General features: G+C 43.2%; 16 protein-coding genes, 1 other RNA gene and 3 pseudogenes. 10 read left to right on the top strand and 10 right to left on the bottom strand.

The genetic code is table 11. The features are described 5' to 3' along the window. Positions 1-8 precede the first annotated feature (8 nt). The 3 genes and pseudogenes from NSB03_RS05090 to NSB03_RS20860 form a co-directional block, all read right to left on the bottom strand. Positions 9-683, bottom strand: coding sequence for a YggS family pyridoxal phosphate-dependent enzyme (locus tag NSB03_RS05090; protein WP_024987179.1), 675 nt, complete (start codon positions 681-683; stop codon positions 9-11). Positions 684-689: 6 nt separating this feature from the next. Then, a complete protein-coding gene (locus tag NSB03_RS05085) occupies positions 690-1,169 on the bottom strand; it encodes a DUF4494 domain-containing protein (protein ID WP_005678170.1) in 480 nt (159 codons plus the stop codon). Between the two features lie 137 nt (positions 1,170-1,306). Next, positions 1,307-1,432 (bottom strand): annotated as a pseudogene (locus NSB03_RS20860) (HdeD family acid-resistance protein); the annotation flags it as partial. 725 nt (positions 1,433-2,157) lie between these two features. Here NSB03_RS20860 and tpx point away from each other — a divergent pair. Next, positions 2,158-2,658 carry a thiol peroxidase gene (tpx, locus tag NSB03_RS05075; RefSeq protein ID WP_024988229.1) on the top strand — a complete coding sequence of 167 codons (501 nt, stop codon included), beginning with the start codon at positions 2,158-2,160 and terminating at the stop codon, positions 2,656-2,658. An 18-nt stretch (positions 2,659-2,676) separates the two neighbouring features. After that, a pseudogene (locus NSB03_RS05070) lies at positions 2,677-3,105 on the top strand (DUF3078 domain-containing protein); the annotation flags it as partial. A gap of 56 nt (positions 3,106-3,161) precedes the next feature. Here NSB03_RS05070 and NSB03_RS05065 read toward each other — a convergent pair. The 4 genes and pseudogenes from NSB03_RS05065 to NSB03_RS05050 all read right to left on the bottom strand — a co-directional run. Continuing rightward, positions 3,162-3,800, bottom strand: coding sequence for a DedA family protein (locus NSB03_RS05065; RefSeq protein WP_024988231.1), 639 nt, complete (start codon positions 3,798-3,800; stop codon positions 3,162-3,164). A gap of 30 nt (positions 3,801-3,830) precedes the next feature. Further along, positions 3,831-5,276 carry a tetratricopeptide repeat protein gene (locus tag NSB03_RS05060; RefSeq protein ID WP_024988232.1) on the bottom strand — a complete coding sequence of 482 codons (1,446 nt, stop codon included), beginning with the start codon at positions 5,274-5,276 and terminating at the stop codon, positions 3,831-3,833. 103 nt (positions 5,277-5,379) lie between these two features. Then, positions 5,380-7,122, bottom strand: a complete 1,743-nt coding sequence (locus NSB03_RS05055; protein WP_024988233.1) for a glutamine--tRNA ligase/YqeY domain fusion protein — start codon at positions 7,120-7,122, stop codon at positions 5,380-5,382. A gap of 50 nt (positions 7,123-7,172) precedes the next feature. Next, positions 7,173-7,477 (bottom strand): annotated as a pseudogene (locus NSB03_RS05050) (PstS family phosphate ABC transporter substrate-binding protein); the annotation flags it as partial. A gap of 778 nt (positions 7,478-8,255) precedes the next feature. Here NSB03_RS05050 and NSB03_RS05045 point away from each other — a divergent pair. Together NSB03_RS05045 and NSB03_RS05040 are read left to right on the top strand one after the other, a co-directional pair. Further along, positions 8,256-8,858, top strand: coding sequence for a riboflavin synthase (locus NSB03_RS05045; protein WP_024988235.1), 603 nt, complete (start codon positions 8,256-8,258; stop codon positions 8,856-8,858). 1 nt (position 8,859) lies between these two features. Further along, positions 8,860-9,405: a nitroreductase family protein gene (locus tag NSB03_RS05040; RefSeq protein ID WP_024988236.1), complete on the top strand. Its 546-nt coding sequence runs from the start codon at positions 8,860-8,862 to the stop codon at positions 9,403-9,405. 93 nt (positions 9,406-9,498) lie between these two features. Here NSB03_RS05040 and NSB03_RS05035 read toward each other — a convergent pair whose 3' ends face one another. The 3 genes from NSB03_RS05035 to rnpB form a co-directional block, all read right to left on the bottom strand. Beyond that, a complete protein-coding gene (locus NSB03_RS05035) occupies positions 9,499-12,795 on the bottom strand; it encodes a S41 family peptidase (protein ID WP_024988237.1) in 3,297 nt (1,098 codons plus the stop codon). A gap of 55 nt (positions 12,796-12,850) precedes the next feature. Next, positions 12,851-14,170 carry a YihY/virulence factor BrkB family protein gene (locus NSB03_RS05030; RefSeq protein WP_024988238.1) on the bottom strand — a complete coding sequence of 440 codons (1,320 nt, stop codon included), beginning with the start codon at positions 14,168-14,170 and terminating at the stop codon, positions 12,851-12,853. Positions 14,171-14,190: 20 nt separating this feature from the next. Then, positions 14,191-14,553, bottom strand: an RNA gene (rnpB, locus tag NSB03_RS05025) — RNase P RNA component class A. A 98-nt stretch (positions 14,554-14,651) separates the two neighbouring features. Between rnpB and NSB03_RS05020 the strand changes: the two genes are divergently transcribed. The 6 genes from NSB03_RS05020 (at position 14,652) to NSB03_RS04995 (ending at position 20,954) form a co-directional block, all read left to right on the top strand. Then, positions 14,652-15,632, top strand: coding sequence for a C40 family peptidase (locus NSB03_RS05020; RefSeq protein WP_257466259.1), 981 nt, complete (start codon positions 14,652-14,654; stop codon positions 15,630-15,632). A gap of 244 nt (positions 15,633-15,876) precedes the next feature. Continuing rightward, positions 15,877-17,412, top strand: coding sequence for a trypsin-like peptidase domain-containing protein (locus NSB03_RS05015; protein WP_024988239.1), 1,536 nt, complete (start codon positions 15,877-15,879; stop codon positions 17,410-17,412). 182 nt (positions 17,413-17,594) lie between these two features. Then, complete coding sequence (locus NSB03_RS05010; protein WP_002561589.1) at positions 17,595-18,455, top strand: sigma-70 family RNA polymerase sigma factor; 861 nt, start codon at positions 17,595-17,597, stop codon at positions 18,453-18,455. Positions 18,456-18,593: 138 nt separating this feature from the next. After that, positions 18,594-19,214 carry a murein L,D-transpeptidase catalytic domain-containing protein gene (locus NSB03_RS05005; RefSeq protein WP_121767082.1) on the top strand — a complete coding sequence of 207 codons (621 nt, stop codon included), beginning with the start codon at positions 18,594-18,596 and terminating at the stop codon, positions 19,212-19,214. Positions 19,215-19,291: 77 nt separating this feature from the next. After that, positions 19,292-19,693, top strand: coding sequence for a hypothetical protein (locus NSB03_RS05000; protein ID WP_024988240.1), 402 nt, complete (start codon positions 19,292-19,294; stop codon positions 19,691-19,693). Between the two features lie 82 nt (positions 19,694-19,775). Further along, positions 19,776-20,954 (top strand): clostripain-related cysteine peptidase, encoded by a 1,179-nt coding sequence (locus NSB03_RS04995; protein WP_024988241.1) that lies wholly within the window; start codon positions 19,776-19,778, stop codon positions 20,952-20,954. Positions 20,955-22,114 lie beyond the last annotated feature (1,160 nt).

Genomic DNA, 22,114 nt, shown 5'->3' with positions numbered 1-22,114 from the left:
ATGATTGGTTAAATATTATAATTACGTTCTCCGAAAATCTTGCTTCCCACCCGTACTAAGGTACTTCCTGCGGCAATTGCTTCGTGATAGTCGTGTGACATTCCCATCGACAACTCCCGGAAGTCATCCGAACCGGCGAACCAAGTTTCTTTGAGCTCATGAAAGAGTTTGTCAAGTAAACGGAATTCCCGGTTGATTTGTTCTATATCATCGGTGTTACTGGCCATTCCCATCAATCCGCATATCCGCACGTGGGTGAGTCCTTTCCATTCTCCGGCATCCAGCATCTTCCGGCATTCTTCAGGACTGAAACCGAATTTCGTTTCTTCCTGCGCCACATGTATCTGTAACAGGCAGTTGACGGCACGTCCTGCTTTGGCTGCTTGCTTGTTGACTTCTGCCAGTAGTTTATAAGTATCAATCCCATGTATCATCGCTACGTATGGTATCATATACTTGATTTTGTTGCTTTGCAGGTGTCCGATAAAATGCCATTCGATGTCTTTGGGCAAACTTTCGTATTTAGCTGTCATTTCCTGCACCTTGCTTTCTCCAAAAATACGCTGTCCCACCTGATATGCTTCTTTTATCGCTTCATTGGGATGGAATTTTGAGACAGCAACCAGCCGGACTCCTTGCGGGAGCTCGGCCAGCACTTGCTTTAAATTGTCAGCAATACTCATTGTCACTTATGCTTTTGACGGATCAAACTCCGGTTTGTCATTCGGGCCGGCACTGTACGGATATACGTCCATCAACGGTGTCTCGGACACCATGCCGATTTGATAATCCGCCATTGTTCCCTTCATGCCTTCGTCCAGTTTCTTCACAGCGTCACGCAAGTCGGCAGCTTGTACCAATACTTGTGTGGAAGTCTTTTTTTCCGCACCGCTTTTTTCATCCAGCGTGATGAAAATAAGTTTGCATTTGAACCAGCGGTCGGCACTTTCTTCGTCACTGGGGAAAAGTTCGCTATAGTTAGCACGTTTGATGTCCGAAACGGTAAACTCTCCTGAGATAAACGGAGTCATTTCTTCGATGATTCGTGCTTCAGCTTCTGTGAAGCTAAGCGCGTCAACGAGATAAGGTTCGGTTACTTTCTTTTGCATTCCGTTCTCCATTACTTTCTCATAACGGATTTTGCATTCAAACCATGTATGCATTGCCATAATTTTCTTCCTTTTTAATTAATTGATATATGTAAATTGCCTACAAAGATAAACAAAATACCAAAGTAAGCGCCGAAAGCTTTTTATTTTCTTTTATGCAGATTTTTTAGTTCGAATGAGAGCATGATGCGGAAAAGTCAGATAATGAGGAAAGTAGAAGAAATCATGTACACTGCGTAAAGCGCTCCGACGGCAGGCAGCCACAATATCAGCAGTGAGCAGAAGATAGCAAGGATGTCGAATCCCATGTACCATCCCCCACTGGGCACGCCTTTTTTATTGCTGATGGCAAAGATGATTCCCAGAATGCCGCTTATCAGCAATTTGATATTTTAGATTGAATACTGGAATGATTTCGTTGGGGAATAACAAATTGAGAGCCTGTTTAAATTCTCTTCAGTCATAATATTATAGCTCTTACCCCAGCTTTTCTTGTCGCGTCCGTCTGTAGTTGGCGGAAGGGGTATTAACAGTTGCGCTCTTGGCTGTTAATAGAAAACTTCCCGCCCATTAAGTATAAAGTTCCTTCGGACAGGAAGGAAACTTTCTTTTCATTCGATGCAAACTATAAACGCAAGCTTTGATTATATAATTGCAAGCTTTGTTTTTATAATCAAAGCCTTTGTTTTTATAAACGAAGCTTGCGTTTATAGATTACAGTTAACGAAAAATAAGTTTACATGCTGATAATAAGAAGTTTACAATTAATGAAAGAGAACTTTTCTATTAATGAATGAAAAGTGGGTTATTAAGAGCCTGCTCCGAGTTTTGCCCGACACAGTTTTGAGAGCTGCTTTCGAGTATATTTTCTGTTGTTGTGAGGAGCATGACGAAGACTATGTGACGAATAAAAACAGGTCGGTAAAGCCTATCTAACATAATCTCAGGAAAATTTAAACAGGCTCTAAATTTAGAAAAGTTTTTTCGTGAACATATTTTGGGTAATAGTTGTTTTCTATATAAAGTAAATTTTAAATATACATGCATTATGGCAACAACAAATTTCAAAGGACAATCGGTGAAACTGATCGGTGAATTTATACAAGTAGGTAAAGTCGCTCCTGACTTCGAACTGGTGAAAACAGATTTGTCTTCTTTCTCGCTAAAAGACTTGAACGGCAAGAATGTGCTTTTGAATATTTTCCCGAGTCTGGACACAAGCGTATGCGCTACGTCTGTACGTAAGTTTAACAAGATGGCTGCCGGGATGAAGGACACGGTCGTGTTGGCTATCTCTAAAGACCTTCCGTTCGCTCACGCACGTTTCTGCACGACAGAAGGTATCGAAAATGTAGTTCCATTGTCGGATTTCCGCTTCTCCGATTTTGACGAAAGCTACGGTGTACGCATGGCGGACGGACCATTGGCAGGGCTTCTGGCGCGTGCGGTAGTCGTAATCGGCAAGGACGGCAAAGTGGCTTATACGGAACTTGTTCCCGAGATTACACAAGAACCTGACTATGACAAGGTGCTGGCAGCTATAAAATAACATAAGTATTAAGTAATTACAGGTTTGGGCTTCACGTATGACCCCGGTAAGATATTTACAGTTGTATTGTCTCCTGCTTCCTGGCGCGGTACATTTGTACTGAATGACCGCCTCTCTGATGAAGGAGTTTACGGAGTGGATTCCGGCAAGCATTTGTTGTCCGGCTTCGGTACCAACCTAAAAGGGGAAGTGAAATATGAATTTCTGAAAAATATGACTGTATATTCACGTCTGGACTTATATTCCGATTATCTGCATAAGCCGCTGAATATAGACGTCAACTGGGAAGTGCAGGTGAATATGATTATCAATAAGTGGTTCTCGACTACACTTACTACCAATCTGATGTATGACGATGATGTGAAGATTGCGCAGAAAGACGGGACGAAAGGTGCCCATGTACAGTTTAAGGAGATATTGGGAGTAGGAGTACAGTTCAATTTCTAAGATTAAAGAGAAAATTCAGGCACGGATTTCCAAAATAAATCCGTGCCTGAAATGTATCATTTCTTCTTCATTCCCTTATAAATCAGGAAAGCAACGACAAATACACCGATGGCAATAAATCCGTAGCTTATTTCGTGGCTGTATTCCGTCACTTTGGCTATAAGCTGCGCTTCGCTCTCAATGCCGGGAACTTTAGCCAGATGATAACCGATGATTGCTAAAATGGTGTTCCATAATCCGGCTCCCAAAGTAGTATAGATAAGGAATGTATGCAATTTCATCTGAGCCAGTCCGGCAGGTATTGAAATCAATTGGCGGACAGCGGGAATCAACCGGCCGATAAAGGTGGAAAGTGCACCGTGCTTGTCGAAATAGACTTCGGCATTGCGAACTTTAGCTTCATCAATCAGGCACATATGCCCGATACGGCTGTTGGCAAACTTGTAAATAATGGGGCGTCCCAGCCACTTAGCTAGGTAATAGTTGATTAACGCTCCGATGTTAGCCCCGATAGTAGCGCACAGAACTACCAGATAAATATTAAGCTCGTCGTTGACTGCTGCTTTGTAGGCAGCCGGCGGGATGACCACTTCCGAAGGAAAAGGTATAAAAGAACTTTCAATGGTCATTAATAAGGTGATAGTCCAATAATTCAAATGATCCAGACACCACTGGATAAAAGCTACTGATTCCATGTTTTTTAGGGATAGAGTTTATTAAATTGATTATTTATTTCCTTTCTTTTTGCTTTCTTTTTTCATTCGCTTCAATACCTCTTTAAGAGTCTGCTCGTCTTCTTCCCTATGGTTAGGACTGGCAAGCAGGTCGAGAATGACATCTGAGTCGAGCGGATTCTTACATTCATTGTTGTATTTGAAGAAGTCCTCTATTTCGTTGCTCATCAGACTGAGAACGCTCAGTTTTTCCGTTACCAACTCATACTTCGGGTCGAGCTGGTAGGCCATCTTGTAGTATTCTTTGGCTTCGTACAGATAATCGTTGTCCGAATAAGTGGACGCTACCATATAGCACATTTCCACGCCGGGATTAATTTCTATGGCCTTTTTGAAAGCCTCGGCTGCCTGGTCTTCCTTTTCTTCCGCCAGATATATTTTTCCATCCGTCAGATAGCTAAGTCCTTCGTTCGGCCCCAGCTTTTTGGCTTTATCGCAGAGCTGGTGGGCTTCTTCATATCTTTCCAAATGGGAGATGGCATAAGCCTTGCTGGTATATGTGTCTATCAATAAGATAGAGTCGCTTTCTCCTTCTTTTTCAAAACAGTCGATTACTTTCGTATAATATTCGTCTGCCTTCTGCCATTCTTCTTTGTTGGCGTATGACAGTCCCATAAACATATTGCCCAGTTCGGGCGGGATTGACTTATATGCAATAGCCTTTTGATAATTCTCGATGGCTTCGTCCGCATTGTTCAGGTAGAAAAAACTGTGTGCTTTGTAAGCATAGGCATCTCCACAGTTCTCGTTGGCTGCCAATGCGAAATCGCAGGCTTCGATTGCTTTGTCAACATTCTCTTCGATGAAATGGATTTTCGCCAGTCCCATCCAGTAAGAAGCGTTGTATGGGGCCTTGTCAATCAGTTTGTTATATGCTTTTGCGGCAGCTTCATGTTGATGTGTGGCAAACAGGTAATCGGCTGTCAGAGCCAGGTAATCCTGCTCTTCGGCATATCGTTTTTTACCTTTCTCCAACCACTTCCGGGCATTTTCAGGATACCCCAAGTCCAGAAAGAGATATACAATATCGGTGAGTGTGACGAGTTCGTCAGCATCCTCTATCGAATTTAGAAGTTCTTGCGCTTCTTCCAACTTGCCTTCGTTGAGCAGAAGTTCGGCTTTCAGCATTTTCACGTCAGGTTCATACTCTTCAGTGATTGTAGCGGCTACTTTTTTGGCTTTTTGCAGTTTTTGAGTGTCCAGATAAAGGTAGGCTTGCTCTATCAGCAGGTCTGTGCTTCCCGGGTGCAGATGAAGTCCGTAAGTAATGACTTCCTGCGCTTCGTCAAATTTTCGTTCGGTGGCATACCAGTCGGCAATGTCAGCCAATTGATCTCCGTCCAGATAGATTTGTTGCTCCTTAGCTTTTGCAGCTTCGTAGTTTGTGATTAGTTCGACTAGTTCCTTTTTTGCAGACGGTGAATTTTTTCTACCCATTTTAATTTTATCGTTTTTTGATTGCTAAGATGGGGCTGTTGCAAAAGTTTTATATCCTCTTTTGTCACAGCCCCATTTTATAAAGTTAAGCCGGTCGGCTTCGTTATTTGTTAAGTTTACCCCATGTGTCTTTCAAACCTACTGTGCGGTTGAAGACCATCTTTTCCGGGGTCGACTCTTTGTCTACGTTGAAGTAACCGATTCGTTGGAACTGCAGGTAGGAGAGTGGTGGCAGGGTTGCTGCGAACTTTTCTATATAGCAGTTGGGCAATACCTTCAATGAATCGGGATTTATAATTTCTTTCATGGCTTCCAGGGCATCGCACTTTTTAGCTTCGCGGATGGCGGCCAATTCGTCACGTGGATTTTCCACTTTCCACAGACGATCGTACAAGCGCACTTCTACCTGCATGCAGTGGTCGCAGCTCACCCAGTGCAATGTACCTTTCACTTTGCGGTTGGCATCAGGCATACCGCTGCGGGTATTGGCGTCGTATTCGCAATAAACCTCTGTAATCACGCCGTTCTCGTCTTTCTTGCATCCTGTGCATTTCACGATATAGGCGTTTTTGAGACGTACTTCCTGTCCCGGTGTCATGCGGAAATACTTCTTGGGAGCATCTTCCATGAAGTCCTCACGTTCTATCCACAATTCGCGGCTGAACTCGATGAGGTGGCTTCCGGCTTCCGGATCTTCCGGGTTGTTGATAGCTTCCAGTTCTTCCACTTGTCCTTCCGGGTAGTTTGTGATAATGAGTTTCACAGGATTGATGACTGCCGATACGCGGATAGCGCGGCTGTTCAGGTCATCCCGAAGGGAGCTTTCCAGCAAGGCGATGTCATTCAATGCGTCATAGGTAGTGTAACCGATTTTATCGATAAACTTATGAATGGATTCCGGAGAATAACCGCGACGGCGGAAACCGCAGATTGTCGGCATACGGGGGTCGTCCCATCCGTTCACCAAACCTTCTTTTACCAGAGTCAGCAAGTTACGTTTACTCATCAGCGTGTAGCTCAGGTTCAGCTTGTTGAACTCGCTCTGGCGGGGACGGTTGTCGTTCAGGTCTTTACCTTCTTTCAGCCAGTCGATGAAGAGGTCGTACAGCGGACGGTGTACCACAAATTCAAGTGTACACAGCGAATGAGTCACTCCTTCGAAGAAGTCACTTTGTCCGTGGGCGAAGTCGTACATCGGATATGCTTTCCATGTAGTGCCCGTACGGTGGTGCGGATGCTTCACTACACGATAGATAATCGGGTCGCGGAAGTGCATATTCGGGCTTGCCATGTCAATCTTGGCACGGAGCACCATAGCGCCTTCTTCAATCTCACCGCTGTTCATCTTCTTGAAAAGCTCCAGGCTTTCTTCGATAGGGCGGTTCCGATAGGGGCTTTCCATCCCCGGTTGGGTAGGAGTGCCTTTTTGCTGCGCAATCAGTTCGGAACTCTGTTCGTCGATATATGCTTTTCCTTCCTCTATCAGGCGGATAGCGAAATCCCATAATTGCTGGAAATAGTCGGAAGCATAATATTCATTGCCCCAATGGTAGCCTAACCACTGGATATCCTCTTTGATGGCTTCTACGTATTCCACGTCTTCCTTGGTAGGGTTTGTGTCGTCGAAACGAAGGTTACATACACCGCCGTGCTTTTCTGCGATGCCGAAATCAAGGCAAATAGCTTTGGCATGACCGATGTGAAGGTATCCGTTAGGTTCGGGCGGGAAACGTGTCTGTACTTTTCCACCATTCTTACCCTCTTGCAAGTCTTTCTCTACTGCCTGTTCTATAAAGTTCAGGCTTTTCTTTTCACTTGGTACTTCTTCGTTTTTAATATCTGTCATAACGATTTATGTTAATACATGATTCAGGCTACAAAAGTAGGACATTTTTTTTATTTAACTGGAATATAACCGCTCTTTTTTATGCTGTCCTGCCCGTCGAGTGAAAGAATGTGCAGAATCAGGGGAGCGACTTGTTCTTTACATTGTAATAGTAGTAGAGCGGACGGACGATGAGGCAGGTCTTGCTGGTGTCGTTCTCCACTGTGGGCGTGGCATAGTGGCTTCCGTCATAAGATACGGAGAGCGTTTTGATGCGGGGGGCGTATGCCAGTCCGACATATCCGATAGCTTCTTTCGTCTGGCTGACGTATTGGATGATGGCGTTCGTAGTTGGCATGGAAAGCCTGCTCGCCATTCTTTTTGCTTTGCCGTTCGGGTTGTCGGTTTCTATCTATGTGTCCGAGGTGGCGAATCCGAAAGTACGAAACGGATATGGAAGAGCAGTTGCCGTTGGCTTACGGCACAGCATTGGTACTTTGCCGCCCGTCTGAAAGGGGAAATCCGTATTGACGGGCAAAATATCGGTTCAGTTGTAATTCTTGGGTCACCCGTAAATTTGGTTCAGTACACAGCCATATCCCTAAGGAATGATTCATTCCCGTGCGGAAATGAACCAAATCTCCAATTATCTGCATCCCAACCGGCTAAAAACTCTCTTACTGATTCTTTATGTTATAATCCGGTTTCTTGTCATTGATGCAAAGGTCTTAAAGCACCGTGGAAAAACGGAAGAACACTATCCGGAGAAATAAATATTTGCATATTTTTAAACAGAAATTAGGGGTCATTAAAATTTTGTCTTATATTTGCCTCTTGTAATGGACAAGTTACGGGTGTTCTTGCTTCAAATGATAATAAATCCAAAGATTTTTCAAAAAGATGTTATATGACATGTTTTATAATTTGGATAATATCGGTAAAAGCACCTATATTTGCACCGTTATCCTGAAAACAATCTTTTTACCTTAAAAAAAACTAATACCTATTGAAAACTGAAAAAAGGAGCTTTGTGAAAAGCCCCTTTTTTTTATGCTCATATTTTCTTTCCTGCCAGCTTATTCGTATCTTTGAGCCCTATATAAAAGAGAGTTTTTTAATCATAAATTGTAAATCATAAAATCGTAAATAACATTATGTTTTCCGGAATTGTAGAAGAATATGCTACTTTGGTAGCGCTGGTGAAAGACCAGGAGAATATACACTTTACATTTAAGTGTTCGTTTGTGAATGAGTTGAAAATTGACCAGAGTATTTCTCATAATGGTGTATGCCTGACGGTAGTGAGCATGACGGATGATACGTACACGGTGACTGCCATGAAAGAGACACTAGAACGTTCTAACCTCAGTTTGCTGAAAGTGGGGGATAAGGTGAATGTGGAACGCAGCATGATGATGAACGGTCGTCTGGACGGTCATATCGTGCAGGGACATGTAGACCAGACTGCCACTTGCGTTGACATAAAGGATGCGGAGGGAAGCTGGTATTTCACTTTCCGGTATGCGTTTGATAAGGAAATGGCGAAACGCGGATATATCACGGTGGATAAAGGTTCGGTAACGGTGAATGGTGTCAGCCTGACGGTATGTAACCCTACGGATGATACTTTCCAGGTGGCTATCATTCCTTATACTTACGAGCATACTAACTTCCATACTTTTGCCATTGGCAGTGTGGTGAATATCGAGTTTGATATTATAGGTAAGTATATCAGCCGGATGATTCAATATAAATAAGATGGAATATAGCGAATTTCTGCAATTGGTGCTTTCCCGCCAGAGCGACCGGGCGTATGATAAAGAACGACCGGTGGAAGCCGGGAAGTTGGAACGGATTATTGAGGCGGGGCGTATGGCTCCCTCTGCCTGTAATGCGCAGCCGTGGAAGTTTGTGGTAATAACCGACCGTGAACTGGCCTTGAAAATTGGCAAAGCAGCGGCGGGACTGGGCATGAACAAGTTTGCTAAGGATGCTCCGGTGCATATTCTGATTGTGGAAGAATCGGCTAATATCACTTCTTTGCTCGGAGGAAAAGTGAAAGACAAGCATTTCCCGCTGATTGATATTGGAATTACAGCTGCGCATATCACGTTGGCTGCTGAAAGCGAAGGCTTGGGGTCGTGTATTCTGGGCTGGTTTGATGAAAAGGAAATGAAGCGGCTGACGGGGATTCCTGCTTCCAAACGTGTATTGCTGGATATTGCGATAGGCTATCCGATGAAAGAGAAGCGCAAGAAGATGAGGAAGCCGAAAGAGAAAGTGGTTTCTTATAATCGTTATTGATTCCGGTAAGTAAATATTTCCAACTTACAGAATAGGGATATAATAGAAGTATATTATAAAAGCCCCATACACGGGGCTTTTATAATAATATGTTTACTTCTTTTTTGACAGTTCTTTCAGCAAATGGTCTACCGCTGCTTTCAGTTGAGTATCTTCACCTTTCAAGCTCGCTCCCGGTTCGTTGTAGACAAGAATGTCGGGTTGCAAAGTTTGATTTTCCAGATATTTTCCTTGCATGTCCATGCAGCCTACCTGTGGGATGCCGAATACGATAGACGGGTCAATCTGACGTTCCCACCATACGGCAGTCATGGTTCCGGCAACGGGAGTACCTATCAGCTTGCCGATGCCTAATGTCTTATATACATACGGTGTGCCGTGAGCGTTGCTGTAATTATCTTCACAGACCAGCATGCATGAAGGCTTCAACCATTTGTTGAACGGGTCACTGCCGATGTATTGTCCGCGCGGAACGAAACGCTGATATTCTTTTCCGCTAAGCAGCGTTACTACATCGTCGTGCAACCATCCGCCGCCATTATGACGAGTATCCACGATGACTGCTTCTTTATTGCGGTAACGCCCCAACAGTTCGGAATACATCTTGCGGAAACTCGGGCTATCCATCCCCTTGATATGTACATAGGCGATGCGTCCTCCGGAAAGCTCTTCCACCTTTTGCGCGCAACGTTTCACCCAACGCTTGTAAAGCAATTCGCTCTGAGTGCCGTAACTGATGGCTTTCACTGTCTCTTCAAAACGCTTTTTGGTAGCAGGGTCATATACGGTAAGTATAACTTTGCGTCCTACCTTGCCTTCAAATAACGGGAAATAATCCGCGTTGGCTTCAATGGTTTGTCCGTCTACTTTTTCGATGATGCATCCTGCTTTTACATCTGTCTTTTTCTGGGTGAAAGGACTCTGAGCAAGAATCTCTTTAATTTTCAGTCCGGCGCCATCATATGATTCGTCATAGAACACGCCTAGTGAAGCGGTAGGCAGTGCGCTGCTGCCACCACCAAAACGGGCTCCGGTATGTGAAGCGTTCAGTTCTCCGAGCATTTCGCTCAACATTTCGGCGAAGTCATAGTTGTTGTTGATATGAGGCAGGAAGCGTTGGTATGCTTCTTTGTATCCTTTCCAGTCGGTTCCTTGAAGATTGGCAACATAGAATTTGTCGTTAACTTGCTGGTAGACATGGTCAAAGATATAGGCACGTTCCTCGTAAGGACGGTAGTCGAAGAAAGCCTCAAAACTAATCGGGGTGATTTTGCTGCCGGCGATTTCGATTTTCTTCAGTTGTCCGCCTGTGCACATAAAGATATTCTTTCCTTCTTTATCGGGGATTAATGCACCACCGCCAACTCCTTTCAATAATATTTTGGTGGTGTTCTCTTTCAGTTTATGTTCCCATAAATCATAGCCACCCTCAAAGGCGGCAAGGTAGTAGAGTGCGTCGCCTTTTGGAGTAAGTACGGCATCACCGAGTCGAGAAGAATTAACGGTCAGGCGGACAATGCGGTCGAAGCGGTTTTCGAGGTCAAAAGTCAGCGGTTTTACCTCTTCTTCTTTTTTCTTCTTGTCCGGGTCTTCTTTCTTGTCTTCTTTCTTGGTTCCTTTTTTATCTTTCTTCTTGTCGGCTTTTTCTTTCTCTGCCTTTTCCTTTTTATCTTTTTCCGCTTTCTCTGTCTTTTCAGCTTCTTCAAGTAAAGCAAGGTCTTCTTTGTTCATCATGAAGCGGTTGTAGGCATCTACGTCAAAGAACATGATATAGGCGTCGCCTTCGCTTCCCCAACTACCATGACTGCGGTATCCGGCACGATCGCTGTTCCAAATCATTGCTTTTCCGCCGAGCACCCATTTGGCATTGCTGTCGCTATATCCGCTTTCGGTCAGGTTGACCATTTCGCCCTTTCCGTCTGCTTTCAGTAATACGACGTCTTTATTGTTCCAGCCGCCTATGCCGATGAAGTTTGAAAGAATCCATTTGCTATCGGGACTCCATTGGAACCACTGGTCGCCATCTGCATAAGAATACTGGTATTTGGCATCCATCACGGTGCGCACAGCTTTACTTTTCAGGTTAATGACACGGATAGCGGTGCGGTTTTCGAGGAAGGCTATTTCTTTACCGTCGGGACTGAACTGCGGTTCGAAGGAAGCGACATTGGATTTTGTCAGACGTTCTTCTTTCAGTTCGGTGGCGTAGGTGAATTGTTTTTCTTCCTTGCGTACGATGGTCGAAGTATAAAGTTGCCAAAGTCCGTTGCGCTCTGAAGAATAGACCAATGTCCGTCCGTCGGGAGAGAAGCTAAGGTTGCGCTCCTGGTCAGGAGTGTTCGTGATTTGTTTCGTTGTCTTGTAGTCAATGGAAGTGACGTAGACGTTTCCGCGCATGATAAATGCCACTTCTTTTCCTTTAGGGGATACAGCGATGTCGGTAGCTCCGTTCGCTCTGATTTGGCGGATAATGTCTTTGTCGTTCTTGTCCGACAGAATGGTGATGCTCACTTTCTGCGGTTTGCCGTCCGGAACAAGTGTGTAGATTTCACCGTTGTAACCGTAGCAGAGCTTGCCATCTGCGGCTACGCTTAAAAAGCGGACGGGATGCTTGGTATGGAAAGTAATCTGCTTGGCGGTAGCGGCTCCAAGAGTGCGTTGGAATACATTGAAAGAACCTTTTTCCTCACTCAAGTAATAGAATGACTGTCCGTCGGGAGCCCATACAGGTTCGCGGTCTTCACCACCGAAAGTCGTTTGCTTTTGGTAGACGGGCGTTTTTCCGGGGGTATAGCTCCAGATGTCGCGGGCGATGGGGGATGCCTGATGCTTGCGCCAGTAGTCTTCATATCCTTTTTTATCCTGATAGAGTATCATTCCGTCTTTGTTGATGGAGATACATTCCATAGGCATGGATGAGAACATGACGGGGCGTCCGCCTGTCACAGCCACTTCGTATACCTGCTGGAACTGGCCGGAAGGAAATCCGGCGTCTTCGGTAGAAGGAGCGATATTGGCTGTGAACAAGATATACTTGTTGTCCTTGTAGGCAATGGGCTTCTCACTGCCGGAGTGGGTAGTCAGCCGTTGGGGGACTCCGCCGTCTTTGGATACAGTGAAAACATCCAGACTTCCCATGCGGTCGGACGCAAAAGCGATTTGTTTTCCATCGGGACTCCATACCGGCTCTGTGTCAAAAGCCGGATTAGTAGTGATTTGTGTTGCACGTCCACCGGTTGTCGGTACGGTGTAGATGTCTCCTTTGTAAGTGAAGGCAATGGTTGTGCCGTCCGGAGAAAGAGCACAATGACGCATCCATAACGGTGAGTCTTGTGCTGCGATTGCTCCTGCAAAGCATAGGGCAAAAGCACTGAGTAGTAGTCTTTTCATTTTTTCTAATATAATTGTATTTAAATTCATTCTCGCGATTTAAGGCTGCGTTTTCTTACAAGTCTTTCAGTAGTACCTTGCTTGCCTTTTTATAGTATTCCTCTCTGGATTCGGTCAGCACTTTCCACTCGTCACTGAATTCTTCGTCTTTATCAATCTTGAAGTTTTCCGAACCGTAGGTGTCCAGACGGTCGAGCAGAATAGCTACGTTCAGTTGGTTGATATCCATTGATGGCTGATAGCCGATTTCCTCACTTTTGGTATCCGTGACGACTTCGTGAATCAAGTGTATCTCCTGCAGTTGATAAAGCACCTGGTGGGTGAGCCGAATCGGTATCTTATGCTCTTCCGATATTCCCGAAGCCGTATAAGGCGGCTCGTTTTTTTCGAACCGTTTGGCTATGAGAGACATAATCAGAATAGAAATAAAGTCGCGGTAACGCCGGCTGATATTGCGGGTGTCCTGGTCGAAACTGAAACTTTGGATGTTCTGTCCCGCGTATGTCAGTTCTGCTCCGAACAGGCAGATAGTCCAGGATGTTTGCAACCAAAGCAGGAACAGTGGTAAGGCGGCAAAACTACCGTAGATAGCATTGTACTTCGATACTCCCAGCTGGCTGCTGATATATAGGTACTGGAAAACCTGATAGGCGCTTCCCGCCAGGACTCCTGCGATAAATGCATGCTTGAATTTCACTTTTGTGTTCGGCATAAAGATATACAGCCCTGTGAACATCAGCCAGGTCAAAACGAAAGGGATGAGGCGTATCGAGAATTTCATGATAGGAGCCAGCAGCACGAAGTCATCCATCTGCTTGAGCATGGTGCTCACGAAAATGGAAAGACCGCCGGAAACTACAATTAGAATCGGCATCAATAGGAACATGGAGAAGTAATCTGTAATCTTGCGGTACATGGAACGTGCTTTCTTCACTTCCCAGATACGGTTGAATGTGATTTCTATATTGCTGACCAGGTTGATAACTGTCCATAACAACATCACCAGACCGATTCCGATGAACAGACCGCCTTTGGTTTGTGAAAGATATGAATCAACAAAAGTGAGGATGGCTTCTGTGGTTTCTATGTTTCCTCCGAACCCGTTGCGCAATTGATATTCCATCAAACTGTCGAACCCGAATCCGCGTGCAATGGCGAACAGGATAGCGAGTATCGGGACAATGGCAAGCAGGGTGCTGTATGTCAGGGCCGATGCCTTATTTGCCATCCGGTCTTTTGTGAATCGGTTGATACAGAGATAAATGGTCTTAATAATATTGTAGAGCGAGAACTTAGTTCTAGTCACTTCACCTTCCGTAATGCGCCAAATGTCATACGTGAGGAATTTCCATATATCGGTGAATTTCTTCTTCATGGATCAGATTTTTAAAAAGAAAAAGCAGTCAGCCTGTAAGCCGAGTTCTGTACCTTATATAAATAAGGTGTCTGTCATTTATCTGAGTGGCGTGTCACCACGACACTTTAGCGGTCTACCCTCCGACATGGAGCGAGCAACTCTCATAACGCCGGTTTACATGACCTTACAACTCCTAAGACGTACAGCCCGACATGTCACCATGCGGCTGGTGGGCTCTTACCCCACCTTCTCACCCTTACCTCTCCCTGAAAGGAGCGGCGGTTATTTTCTTCTACGTTACTCTACCCTTGCGGACAGCTTTCTGTTAGGAAGTAGGATGCTCTGTGTTGCCCGGACTTTCCTCCTGCATGAAACATGCACGCGACAGACCGGCCAACTGCTTTAGGCTGCAAAAATACGTCATTTATTTTGTTTTAGCCAAAGAAAGTACCACAAATAGAAATAATTTCTACCTTTGCTATTATTAAAATGAATTTTAATGAAGAAGAATATCCTCCTTTTCTATTGTTTTCTGGTGATTGCGGCAGTCGGCTTGAAAGCACAGGAAATACGTCCCATGCCTGCCGATTCTGCTTATGGGGTAGTGCATATCTCTGTTTGTAATTTGCGCGAAGAAGGCAAATTTACTTCCGGCATGAGTACACAGGCATTATTGGGGATGCCGGTCAAAGTGCTTCAATATACCGGTTGGTACGAGATACAAACACCGGATGATTATACCGGATGGGTACACCGGATGGTGATTACCCCCATGTCGAAGGAACGTTATGATGAGTGGAACCGGGCGGAAAAGATAGTGGTTACTTCGCACTACGGATTTGCGTATGAAAAACCGGATGAAAGTTCTCAACCTGTGTCCGACGTGGTTGCAGGCAATCGTCTGAAGTGGGAGGGAAGCAAAGGGCGTTTCTACAAAGTATCTTATCCTGACGGTCGGAAAGCATACATCTCTAAATCTATTTCTCAACCAGAAACAAAATGGAGGGCTTCATTGAAACAAGATGTTGAAAGTATCATTGCGACTGCTTATTCGATGATGGGAGTTCCTTATCTGTGGGCAGGAACCTCTTCCAAAGGAGTAGATTGTAGCGGCTTGGTACGTACCGTGCTTTTTATGCATGATATTATTATTCCGAGAGATGCGTCTCAACAGGCTTATGTGGGCGAACATATTGAGATTGCTCCTGATTTTGCCAATGTACAACGGGGGGATTTAGTGTTTTTCGGTCGTAAAGCGACTCCGGAGCGTAAAGAAGGAATCTCTCACGTTGGTATTTATCTTGGTAATAAGCAGTTTATCCACGCTTTGGGCGATGTGCACATCAGTAGTATGAACTCTGCGGATAAGAACTATGACGAGTTCAACACGAAACGTCTGCTTTTTGCCGTTCGCTTCCTACCTTATATTAATAAGGAGAAGGGGATGAATACTACGGATAATAATCCTTATTATAAATAGTTGGTAAATGATAGCTGATGGTTACTGTGGGTGTTTGAATGTCAGAGTGTTAATGCCATCTGACATACAACGAATGTAAATTTGTCAGGTGCTGTCGTTAACCGCTGTTAAGCTCTAAATATTCTCTGTTAAAAGTGGACAAAAAAAAGTGACAAGTGGAATAAGTGAACGATATTTGTTATTATTTTAACGTCGTAAAAGTTAAAACAATGTCGAATATTAACAATTTAAAGAATTATAAATCATGAAACAGACAACAAAGAACATTCTGGGAGTAGGAGCAATCATTCTTCTTAGCTCAGGAGTTGCAGGATTGACAACTTACAAATTGTTGCAATCTAACGAAGCTGCTGAAGAGACATCTTTCAATGAGATGTTCAAGCAGAATCCCAATGTCAAATTGGCTGCTTTTGACGCTGTGAACGCTCAACCTGTTGACCTGACTCAGGCTGCGGAGAATTCGCTTCATGCTGTCGTACATATAAGGTCTACTCAAGAAGCTAAAACAAGAACAGTTCAGCAAGCGCCGGACATCTTCGATTTCTTTTTTGGTGATGGACGCGGACAGCAGCGTCAGATACAGTCTCAACCTCGTGTAGGTTTTGGTTCGGGAGTGATCATCTCGAAGGATGGATATATCGTAACGAATAATCACGTGATTGAAGGTGCGGATGAAATCAGTGTGAAACTGAATGATAACCGTGAGTTTAAAGGACGCGTGATTGGTACTGACCCCAGCACCGACCTTGCGTTGGTAAAAATAGAAGGTGATGATTTCCCGACTATTCCGGTAGGAGACTCTGAAGCGTTGAAAGTAGGAGAGTGGGTATTGGCGGTAGGTAATCCGTTCAATTTGAACTCTACTGTAACTGCCGGTATCGTAAGTGCAAAAGCCCGTTCTCTGGGTGTATATAATGGTGGTATAGAATCATTCATCCAAACGGATGCTGCTATCAATCAAGGGAATAGTGGTGGTGCGCTGGTAAATGCCAGAGGTGAACTGGTAGGTATCAATTCGGTGCTTTCTTCTCCGACAGGTGCTTATGCCGGATACGGTTTCGCTATCCCGACCAGCATTATGACAAAAGTAATTGCCGACCTGAAACAATACGGAACAGTACAACGTGCATTGCTTGGTATTCGTGGTGGTTCTATCGGTAGCAGTTTGATGGACGACCGTCAGCCGATTGATAAATCCGGTAAGACACTGGCAGATAAAGCTAAAGAACTGGGTGTTGTAGAAGGAGTATGGGTTTCTGAAATCATAGAGAATGGTTCTGCAGCAGGAGCTGACATCAAAGTGGACGACGTAATTATCGGTGTGAATAATAAGAAAGTATCCAATATGGCCGACTTGCAGGAAGCTCTTGCAAAACATCGTCCGGGTGATAAGGTGAAAGTGAAACTGATGCGCGATAAGAAGGAAAAGACCGTTGAAGTAACGTTGAAGAACGAGCAAGGTACTACCAAGATCGTGAAGGATACAGGCATGGAAATCCTGGGAGCTGCTTTCAAAGAATTGCCGGATGATTTGAAGAAACAATTGAATCTGGGTTACGGTTTGCAAGTGACAGGAGTTTCTTCCGGTAAGATGTCAGATGCAGGAGTTCGTAAAGGTTTCATTATCCTCAGAGCTAATGACCAGCCGATGCGCAAAGTCAGCGACCTTGAAGAAGTAATGAAAGCTGCCGTTAAGTCACCCAATCAGGTATTGTTCCTGACAGGTGTATTCCCTTCCGGTAAACGTGGATACTTTGCAGTTGATTTGACTCAGGAATAAGGTATAAAATAAGGTAACAAGATACGGGATAAGCTAATGAATTAGAAAAAGGATGCCGATAGACAACTTGTCGGCATCTCTTTTTGTTTTATTAGTAGAAAAATTTAGTGTAAAAGTTACTTAATTTTGTATGTTAACAAATTATTTGTCGTAACTTTGCACTCCAAATCTGTTTTAAAAGAATGAGACAACTAAAGATTACCAAAAGTATCACTAACAGAGAGAGCGCTTCTCTTGACAAGTATTTGCAGGAAATCGGCCGTGAAGACCTGATTACTGTCGAGGAAGAAGTAGAACTCGCTCAACGCATTCGTAAGGGTGACCGTGTGGCATTGGAAAAACTGACACGTGCCAATCTTCGTTTCGTCGTATCTGTGGCCAAACAGTACCAGAACCAGGGTTTGAGTTTGCCTGACTTGATTAATGAAGGCAATTTAGGACTGATAAAGGCTGCCGAAAAGTTTGATGAAACACGTGGATTCAAGTTTATCAGCTACGCTGTATGGTGGATTCGTCAGTCTATTCTGCAAGCATTGGCAGAGCAGTCGCGTATTGTTCGTCTCCCGTTGAACCAGGTAGGTTCGCTGAATAAAATCAGTAAAGCCTTCTCGAAGTTCGAACAGGAAAACGAGCGGCGTCCGTCTCCCGAGGAGTTGGCAGACGAACTGGAAATCCCTGTTGATAAAATCTCTGATACACTGAAGGTATCCGGCCGTCATATTTCGGTGGATGCGCCTTTTGTGGAAGGAGAAGACAACAGCCTGCTGGATGTGTTGGTGAACGATGATTCACCTATGGCGGACCGTTCTCTGGTTAATGAGTCTCTTGCGAGGGAAATTGATAGAGCTCTTTCTACGTTAACCGATAGGGAAAAAGAAATCATTCAGATGTTTTTCGGTATCGGACAACAGGAAATGACGTTAGAGGAAATCGGCGATAAGTTTGGTCTCACACGTGAGCGCGTTCGCCAGATTAAAGAAAAAGCAATTAGAAGACTTAGACAAAGTAATCGTAGTAAATTGCTCAAATCTTACTTGGGATAAGTAAGAAATATCAGTTTCTGAAAGAAAAAGAATTTGAGTCGCATAAGTCGCACTTTTCATTATGGAAGAATGTACTTATGCGACTTTTTATTTGATAACCGTCCGCTGTTGGTTCTATCTTAATACTATGCTGGTTATATGAAGAAGTTTATTTTAATCCTGTCTGTTTTTATTCTCCTGGGAGTGGGGGGAATGGCGTACGGGAGATGTACTGCCTCCAAAACTGCCGTACCTGCTGAAACCGAACAGCGCTTGCGTGAAAAAGCGCAGGCGGCAAAGGCTTATTGTTCGAAAAACGGATATAATACGAACTACTGCTTCCTGGTAGATTTCAGCCTGCATTCGGGAAGAAGGCGGTTCTTTGTATGGGATATGAAGGGGGATTCTATCAAATATGCTAGTCTGTGTGCGCATGGATACGGTAAGAACAGTACGGTTTCCAAACCTGTTTTCAGCAATGTGGAAGGGAGTTACTGCTCTTCTTTGGGGAAGTATAAAGTAGGGATACGTTCGTACAGCAAGTGGGGAATCAATGTACATTACAAGTTGCATGGATTGGAAGCGACAAATGATAATGCTTTCAAGCGTACTGTTGTCCTGCATTCTTATTCTCCTATGCCTGAAACGGAAGTTTATCCGATGCATCTTCCGTTGGGCATCAGTCAGGGATGTCCTGTAATCTCCGATGAAGTGATGAAAGAGGTGGATATATTGCTCAAGGCAGCAAAGAAGCCCGTCCTGTTATGGATCTATGACTAAGAAATGCTATTTCTTCAAGATAAATAGAGGTTGTTTCCTCTTTTTTGTTACCTTTGCCACAATTAAAATTATATGATATGAAATACGTAAAAATACTATTTGCCATCGCACTTGTGTTTACCATGTGCTCCGCTTTTTCCTTAAAAAAGGACCATTCTAAACCTGTTTATGCTTTTGGAATCTCTGCTTCATTCACTGATTCAGTAGTCTATTTTACGGACATTCAGATATTGGGCAGCGCAAAAGTTAGCAAGGAAGGATTCTTGGCTCATCGTGAATTATATAGTTATCAGTTGAAGAATTTCTTAGAAGATAATCAATTGCAGCAGAATAGTACTTGTATGATTTACTTCTCCGAAAACAAAAAGAAGCTGGAGAAGGAAGCAACGAAAATCCTGAATAAATATAAGCGGAGCAATAGAATAACGGTATCGCGGATTGATGGTGAAAAGTTCCGCTTTACGAAACCGGAAGAATAATAACTGATTTGTTAATATGATAAGAGATGCAGTTTGGCATCTCTTATTTTTTTATCTTTGTCACGTTAAACATGAAGATATTATGAAAAATATTAAAATATTATCGCTTTTGTTCGTATGTTTGTCGATTTTCTTATCAGCTTGTGATGGTGATGATACTCCTGTTCCAGTAACGGTAAAAACAGTCTTGATGTATCTTGTTGGAGACAATGATATCAGTAATGATATATATAACAATATAGCATCAGTTGAACGAGGATTGAGCGAAGTTACGTCTCCTGGTACATTTGTAATTTATTGGGATGGTGGCAGTAGAAAAGGTGAGTTTCCTGTCCCGACTCTGTTTAAGTATGAAGTGGATGGCAAAGGTTCTGTCAGTAAAAGAGAAGTGATAAAAACTTATAGTAGCCAGAATTCAGTATCAAATGAGGTGATAATTAATGTATTGAAAGATGTGGAGGCTTACTGTCCAGCTGAAAAGTATAGTCTGATTTTGGGTTCTCATGCTACCGGATGGTTGCCTGCGGACTATAGTAAAAGCCGTTCTTTTGGTGACGACAATGGAGCTAAAATTCATATTCCTGATTTATCGAAAGCTTTAGAACAATCAGGTATTCATTTTGATTATATATTATTTGACGCTTGTTTAATGTCTCAAGTTGAGGTTGCTTATGAATTAAGAAATACTGCTGATTATTTAATTCTTTCTCCTGCAGAGGTTATGAGTGCGGGTTTTCCTTATTTCAAGATAACGAAATATTTATTGTCTGCGGATAACTCAGAGCAGAATGCTATAAATGTCGCAAAGGACTTTATTGATTACTATAAAAATGAATATAGTTATTCGTGGGGTACTATTGCGGTGATAAAAACGAATGAAATATCGGCATTGGCGAATATTACTTGTTCAATTATGAAGCAGTATCAGGACAATCTGGTTAAGTTTGATAATAGAAAAATAGATTATTTTCAAGCCCATTATGGTTATGGGAGGTCTTCTTTGGATCATTCGGCATATGATTTTCGAGCTTTTATGCGTGAATTGACTGATAATAATATTCCTTCTGATTTTGAAGAGCAATTGGAAAGGGTAGTTATATATAAGAACTATGTTGACGATTATAAATTGGTGAATATAGATTCGGATATATATTCGGGTATCGGGTGTTATATACCGGATACTAGGTATTCAAAATGGAATACTTATTTTAGGACTTTGCAATGGTATTCGGCTGCCGGATGGGATGAGACTGGCTGGTAAATGCAGGAGGATATTTTTCAGATGTCAACCAGGTGAGAGCTACCCTCCACAAAAAAAGTTATGAACAGCCCGGCGGGTACAAAAGGTACAGTAGGTACACTGCATATTTTCTCACACACACGTGCGCGCGTATAATAGGTATAGAAAGTACCGCTTGAGACTAAGTGGTTTCTATTGACAAACAGGGCAACCGCACCAAAAGTTTGTTTTATTTCCGCACGGTTCTGAATCATTTGATAACGGAACACCGTGTAACTTACCTCTTTCTTAATGAATAAAGTATAATAAATGCCACTATAAGATCATTGCCGTTCATCGATTTCACCTGATTGTCGAAATGCCGCTATCTCCTTATCCATCGATGTTTCAGAGATAAGGTGAAACTGGTGGAACTTATGACTCAAAAGTTCATGTTCTACTTATGCGAATCAGTAATTGAAAACAATTTTTCATTCATCTCCACACAGTTTTGAACAAGTTCATCCACACTAGGTTTTGTTCCTTACCCGTTAAAATGAAACAAATTTTGGTGCGGTTCCTCTTGCTAATTTTATAAGACCTTACCTCATCTTGCGAGCTCTCTGCTGTTCTTGTTGTTTATATCCTGTTGCTCTTTCTCCCTTCATAAATTAGGAATAATACTGCACTCATTTGATTGAAACGCTTGATTGTATACAGCGTGTTTGTTAATGCAGGTGATAAGGGCATTATATAGCGCGCGCGTGCGTGTGTGATAGAGCCTCGAAAAAGTGTACCTGCTGTACCCGCTTGTTATTAACAGGGTAGTGCTTTGTTAATGCTAAAGCAGTGCTTTACGAGTGCTAAAGCTATGCTTTTTTTAAGTTCTTTCAAAGCGTCTGGTATTACTTTTGTTTCTTTGCTCATTCTCATGCCCCTTTCTCTACTGTTGAAAAAATATGTTCTACAACATTATTCTCTTTCAACACTTTAGCAAAATCCTTCAAAAAAACTTCGAAAAAAGATCCTGATATATTTGGAGTGTATCCCAAAAGGAACTACTTTTGCACCCGCTTTCCAAGAGAAGAAAGCCTTGATAAAATGACTTAGTGACAAAGCGCAGGGCCGCTTGATGATAAAAACAAAAAACTTCCGAAAAAGTTTGGAACATATAAATAAAAGTTTTTATCTTTGCAGTCCGA

The organism is Bacteroides acidifaciens, from assembly GCF_024623065.1.
Classification (GTDB): Bacteria; Bacteroidota; Bacteroidia; order Bacteroidales; family Bacteroidaceae; genus Bacteroides; species Bacteroides acidifaciens.
The sequence above is the reverse complement of the archived record's forward strand: the minus strand, read 5'-3'. Positions and strand labels throughout refer to the sequence as shown.

Coding starts and splice junctions, on each gene's coding strand:
- NSB03_RS05090 (WP_024987179.1), bottom strand. CDS start 683: ATGAGTATTGCTGACAATTTAAAGCAAGTGCTGGCCGAGCTCCCGCAA.
- NSB03_RS05085 (WP_005678170.1), bottom strand. CDS start 1,169: ATGGCAATGCATACATGGTTTGAATGCAAAATCCGTTATGAGAAAGTA.
- tpx (WP_024988229.1), top strand. CDS start 2,158: ATGGCAACAACAAATTTCAAAGGACAATCGGTGAAACTGATCGGTGAA.
- NSB03_RS05065 (WP_024988231.1), bottom strand. CDS start 3,800: ATGGAATCAGTAGCTTTTATCCAGTGGTGTCTGGATCATTTGAATTAT.
- NSB03_RS05060 (WP_024988232.1), bottom strand. CDS start 5,276: ATGGGTAGAAAAAATTCACCGTCTGCAAAAAAGGAACTAGTCGAACTA.
- NSB03_RS05055 (WP_024988233.1), bottom strand. CDS start 7,122: ATGACAGATATTAAAAACGAAGAAGTACCAAGTGAAAAGAAAAGCCTG.
- NSB03_RS05045 (WP_024988235.1), top strand. CDS start 8,256: ATGTTTTCCGGAATTGTAGAAGAATATGCTACTTTGGTAGCGCTGGTG.
- NSB03_RS05040 (WP_024988236.1), top strand. CDS start 8,860: ATGGAATATAGCGAATTTCTGCAATTGGTGCTTTCCCGCCAGAGCGAC.
- NSB03_RS05035 (WP_024988237.1), bottom strand. CDS start 12,795: ATGAAAAGACTACTACTCAGTGCTTTTGCCCTATGCTTTGCAGGAGCA.
- NSB03_RS05030 (WP_024988238.1), bottom strand. CDS start 14,170: ATGAAGAAGAAATTCACCGATATATGGAAATTCCTCACGTATGACATT.
- NSB03_RS05020 (WP_257466259.1), top strand. CDS start 14,652: ATGAAGAAGAATATCCTCCTTTTCTATTGTTTTCTGGTGATTGCGGCA.
- NSB03_RS05015 (WP_024988239.1), top strand. CDS start 15,877: ATGAAACAGACAACAAAGAACATTCTGGGAGTAGGAGCAATCATTCTT.
- NSB03_RS05010 (WP_002561589.1), top strand. CDS start 17,595: ATGAGACAACTAAAGATTACCAAAAGTATCACTAACAGAGAGAGCGCT.
- NSB03_RS05005 (WP_121767082.1), top strand. CDS start 18,594: ATGAAGAAGTTTATTTTAATCCTGTCTGTTTTTATTCTCCTGGGAGTG.
- NSB03_RS05000 (WP_024988240.1), top strand. CDS start 19,292: ATGAAATACGTAAAAATACTATTTGCCATCGCACTTGTGTTTACCATG.
- NSB03_RS04995 (WP_024988241.1), top strand. CDS start 19,776: ATGAAAAATATTAAAATATTATCGCTTTTGTTCGTATGTTTGTCGATT.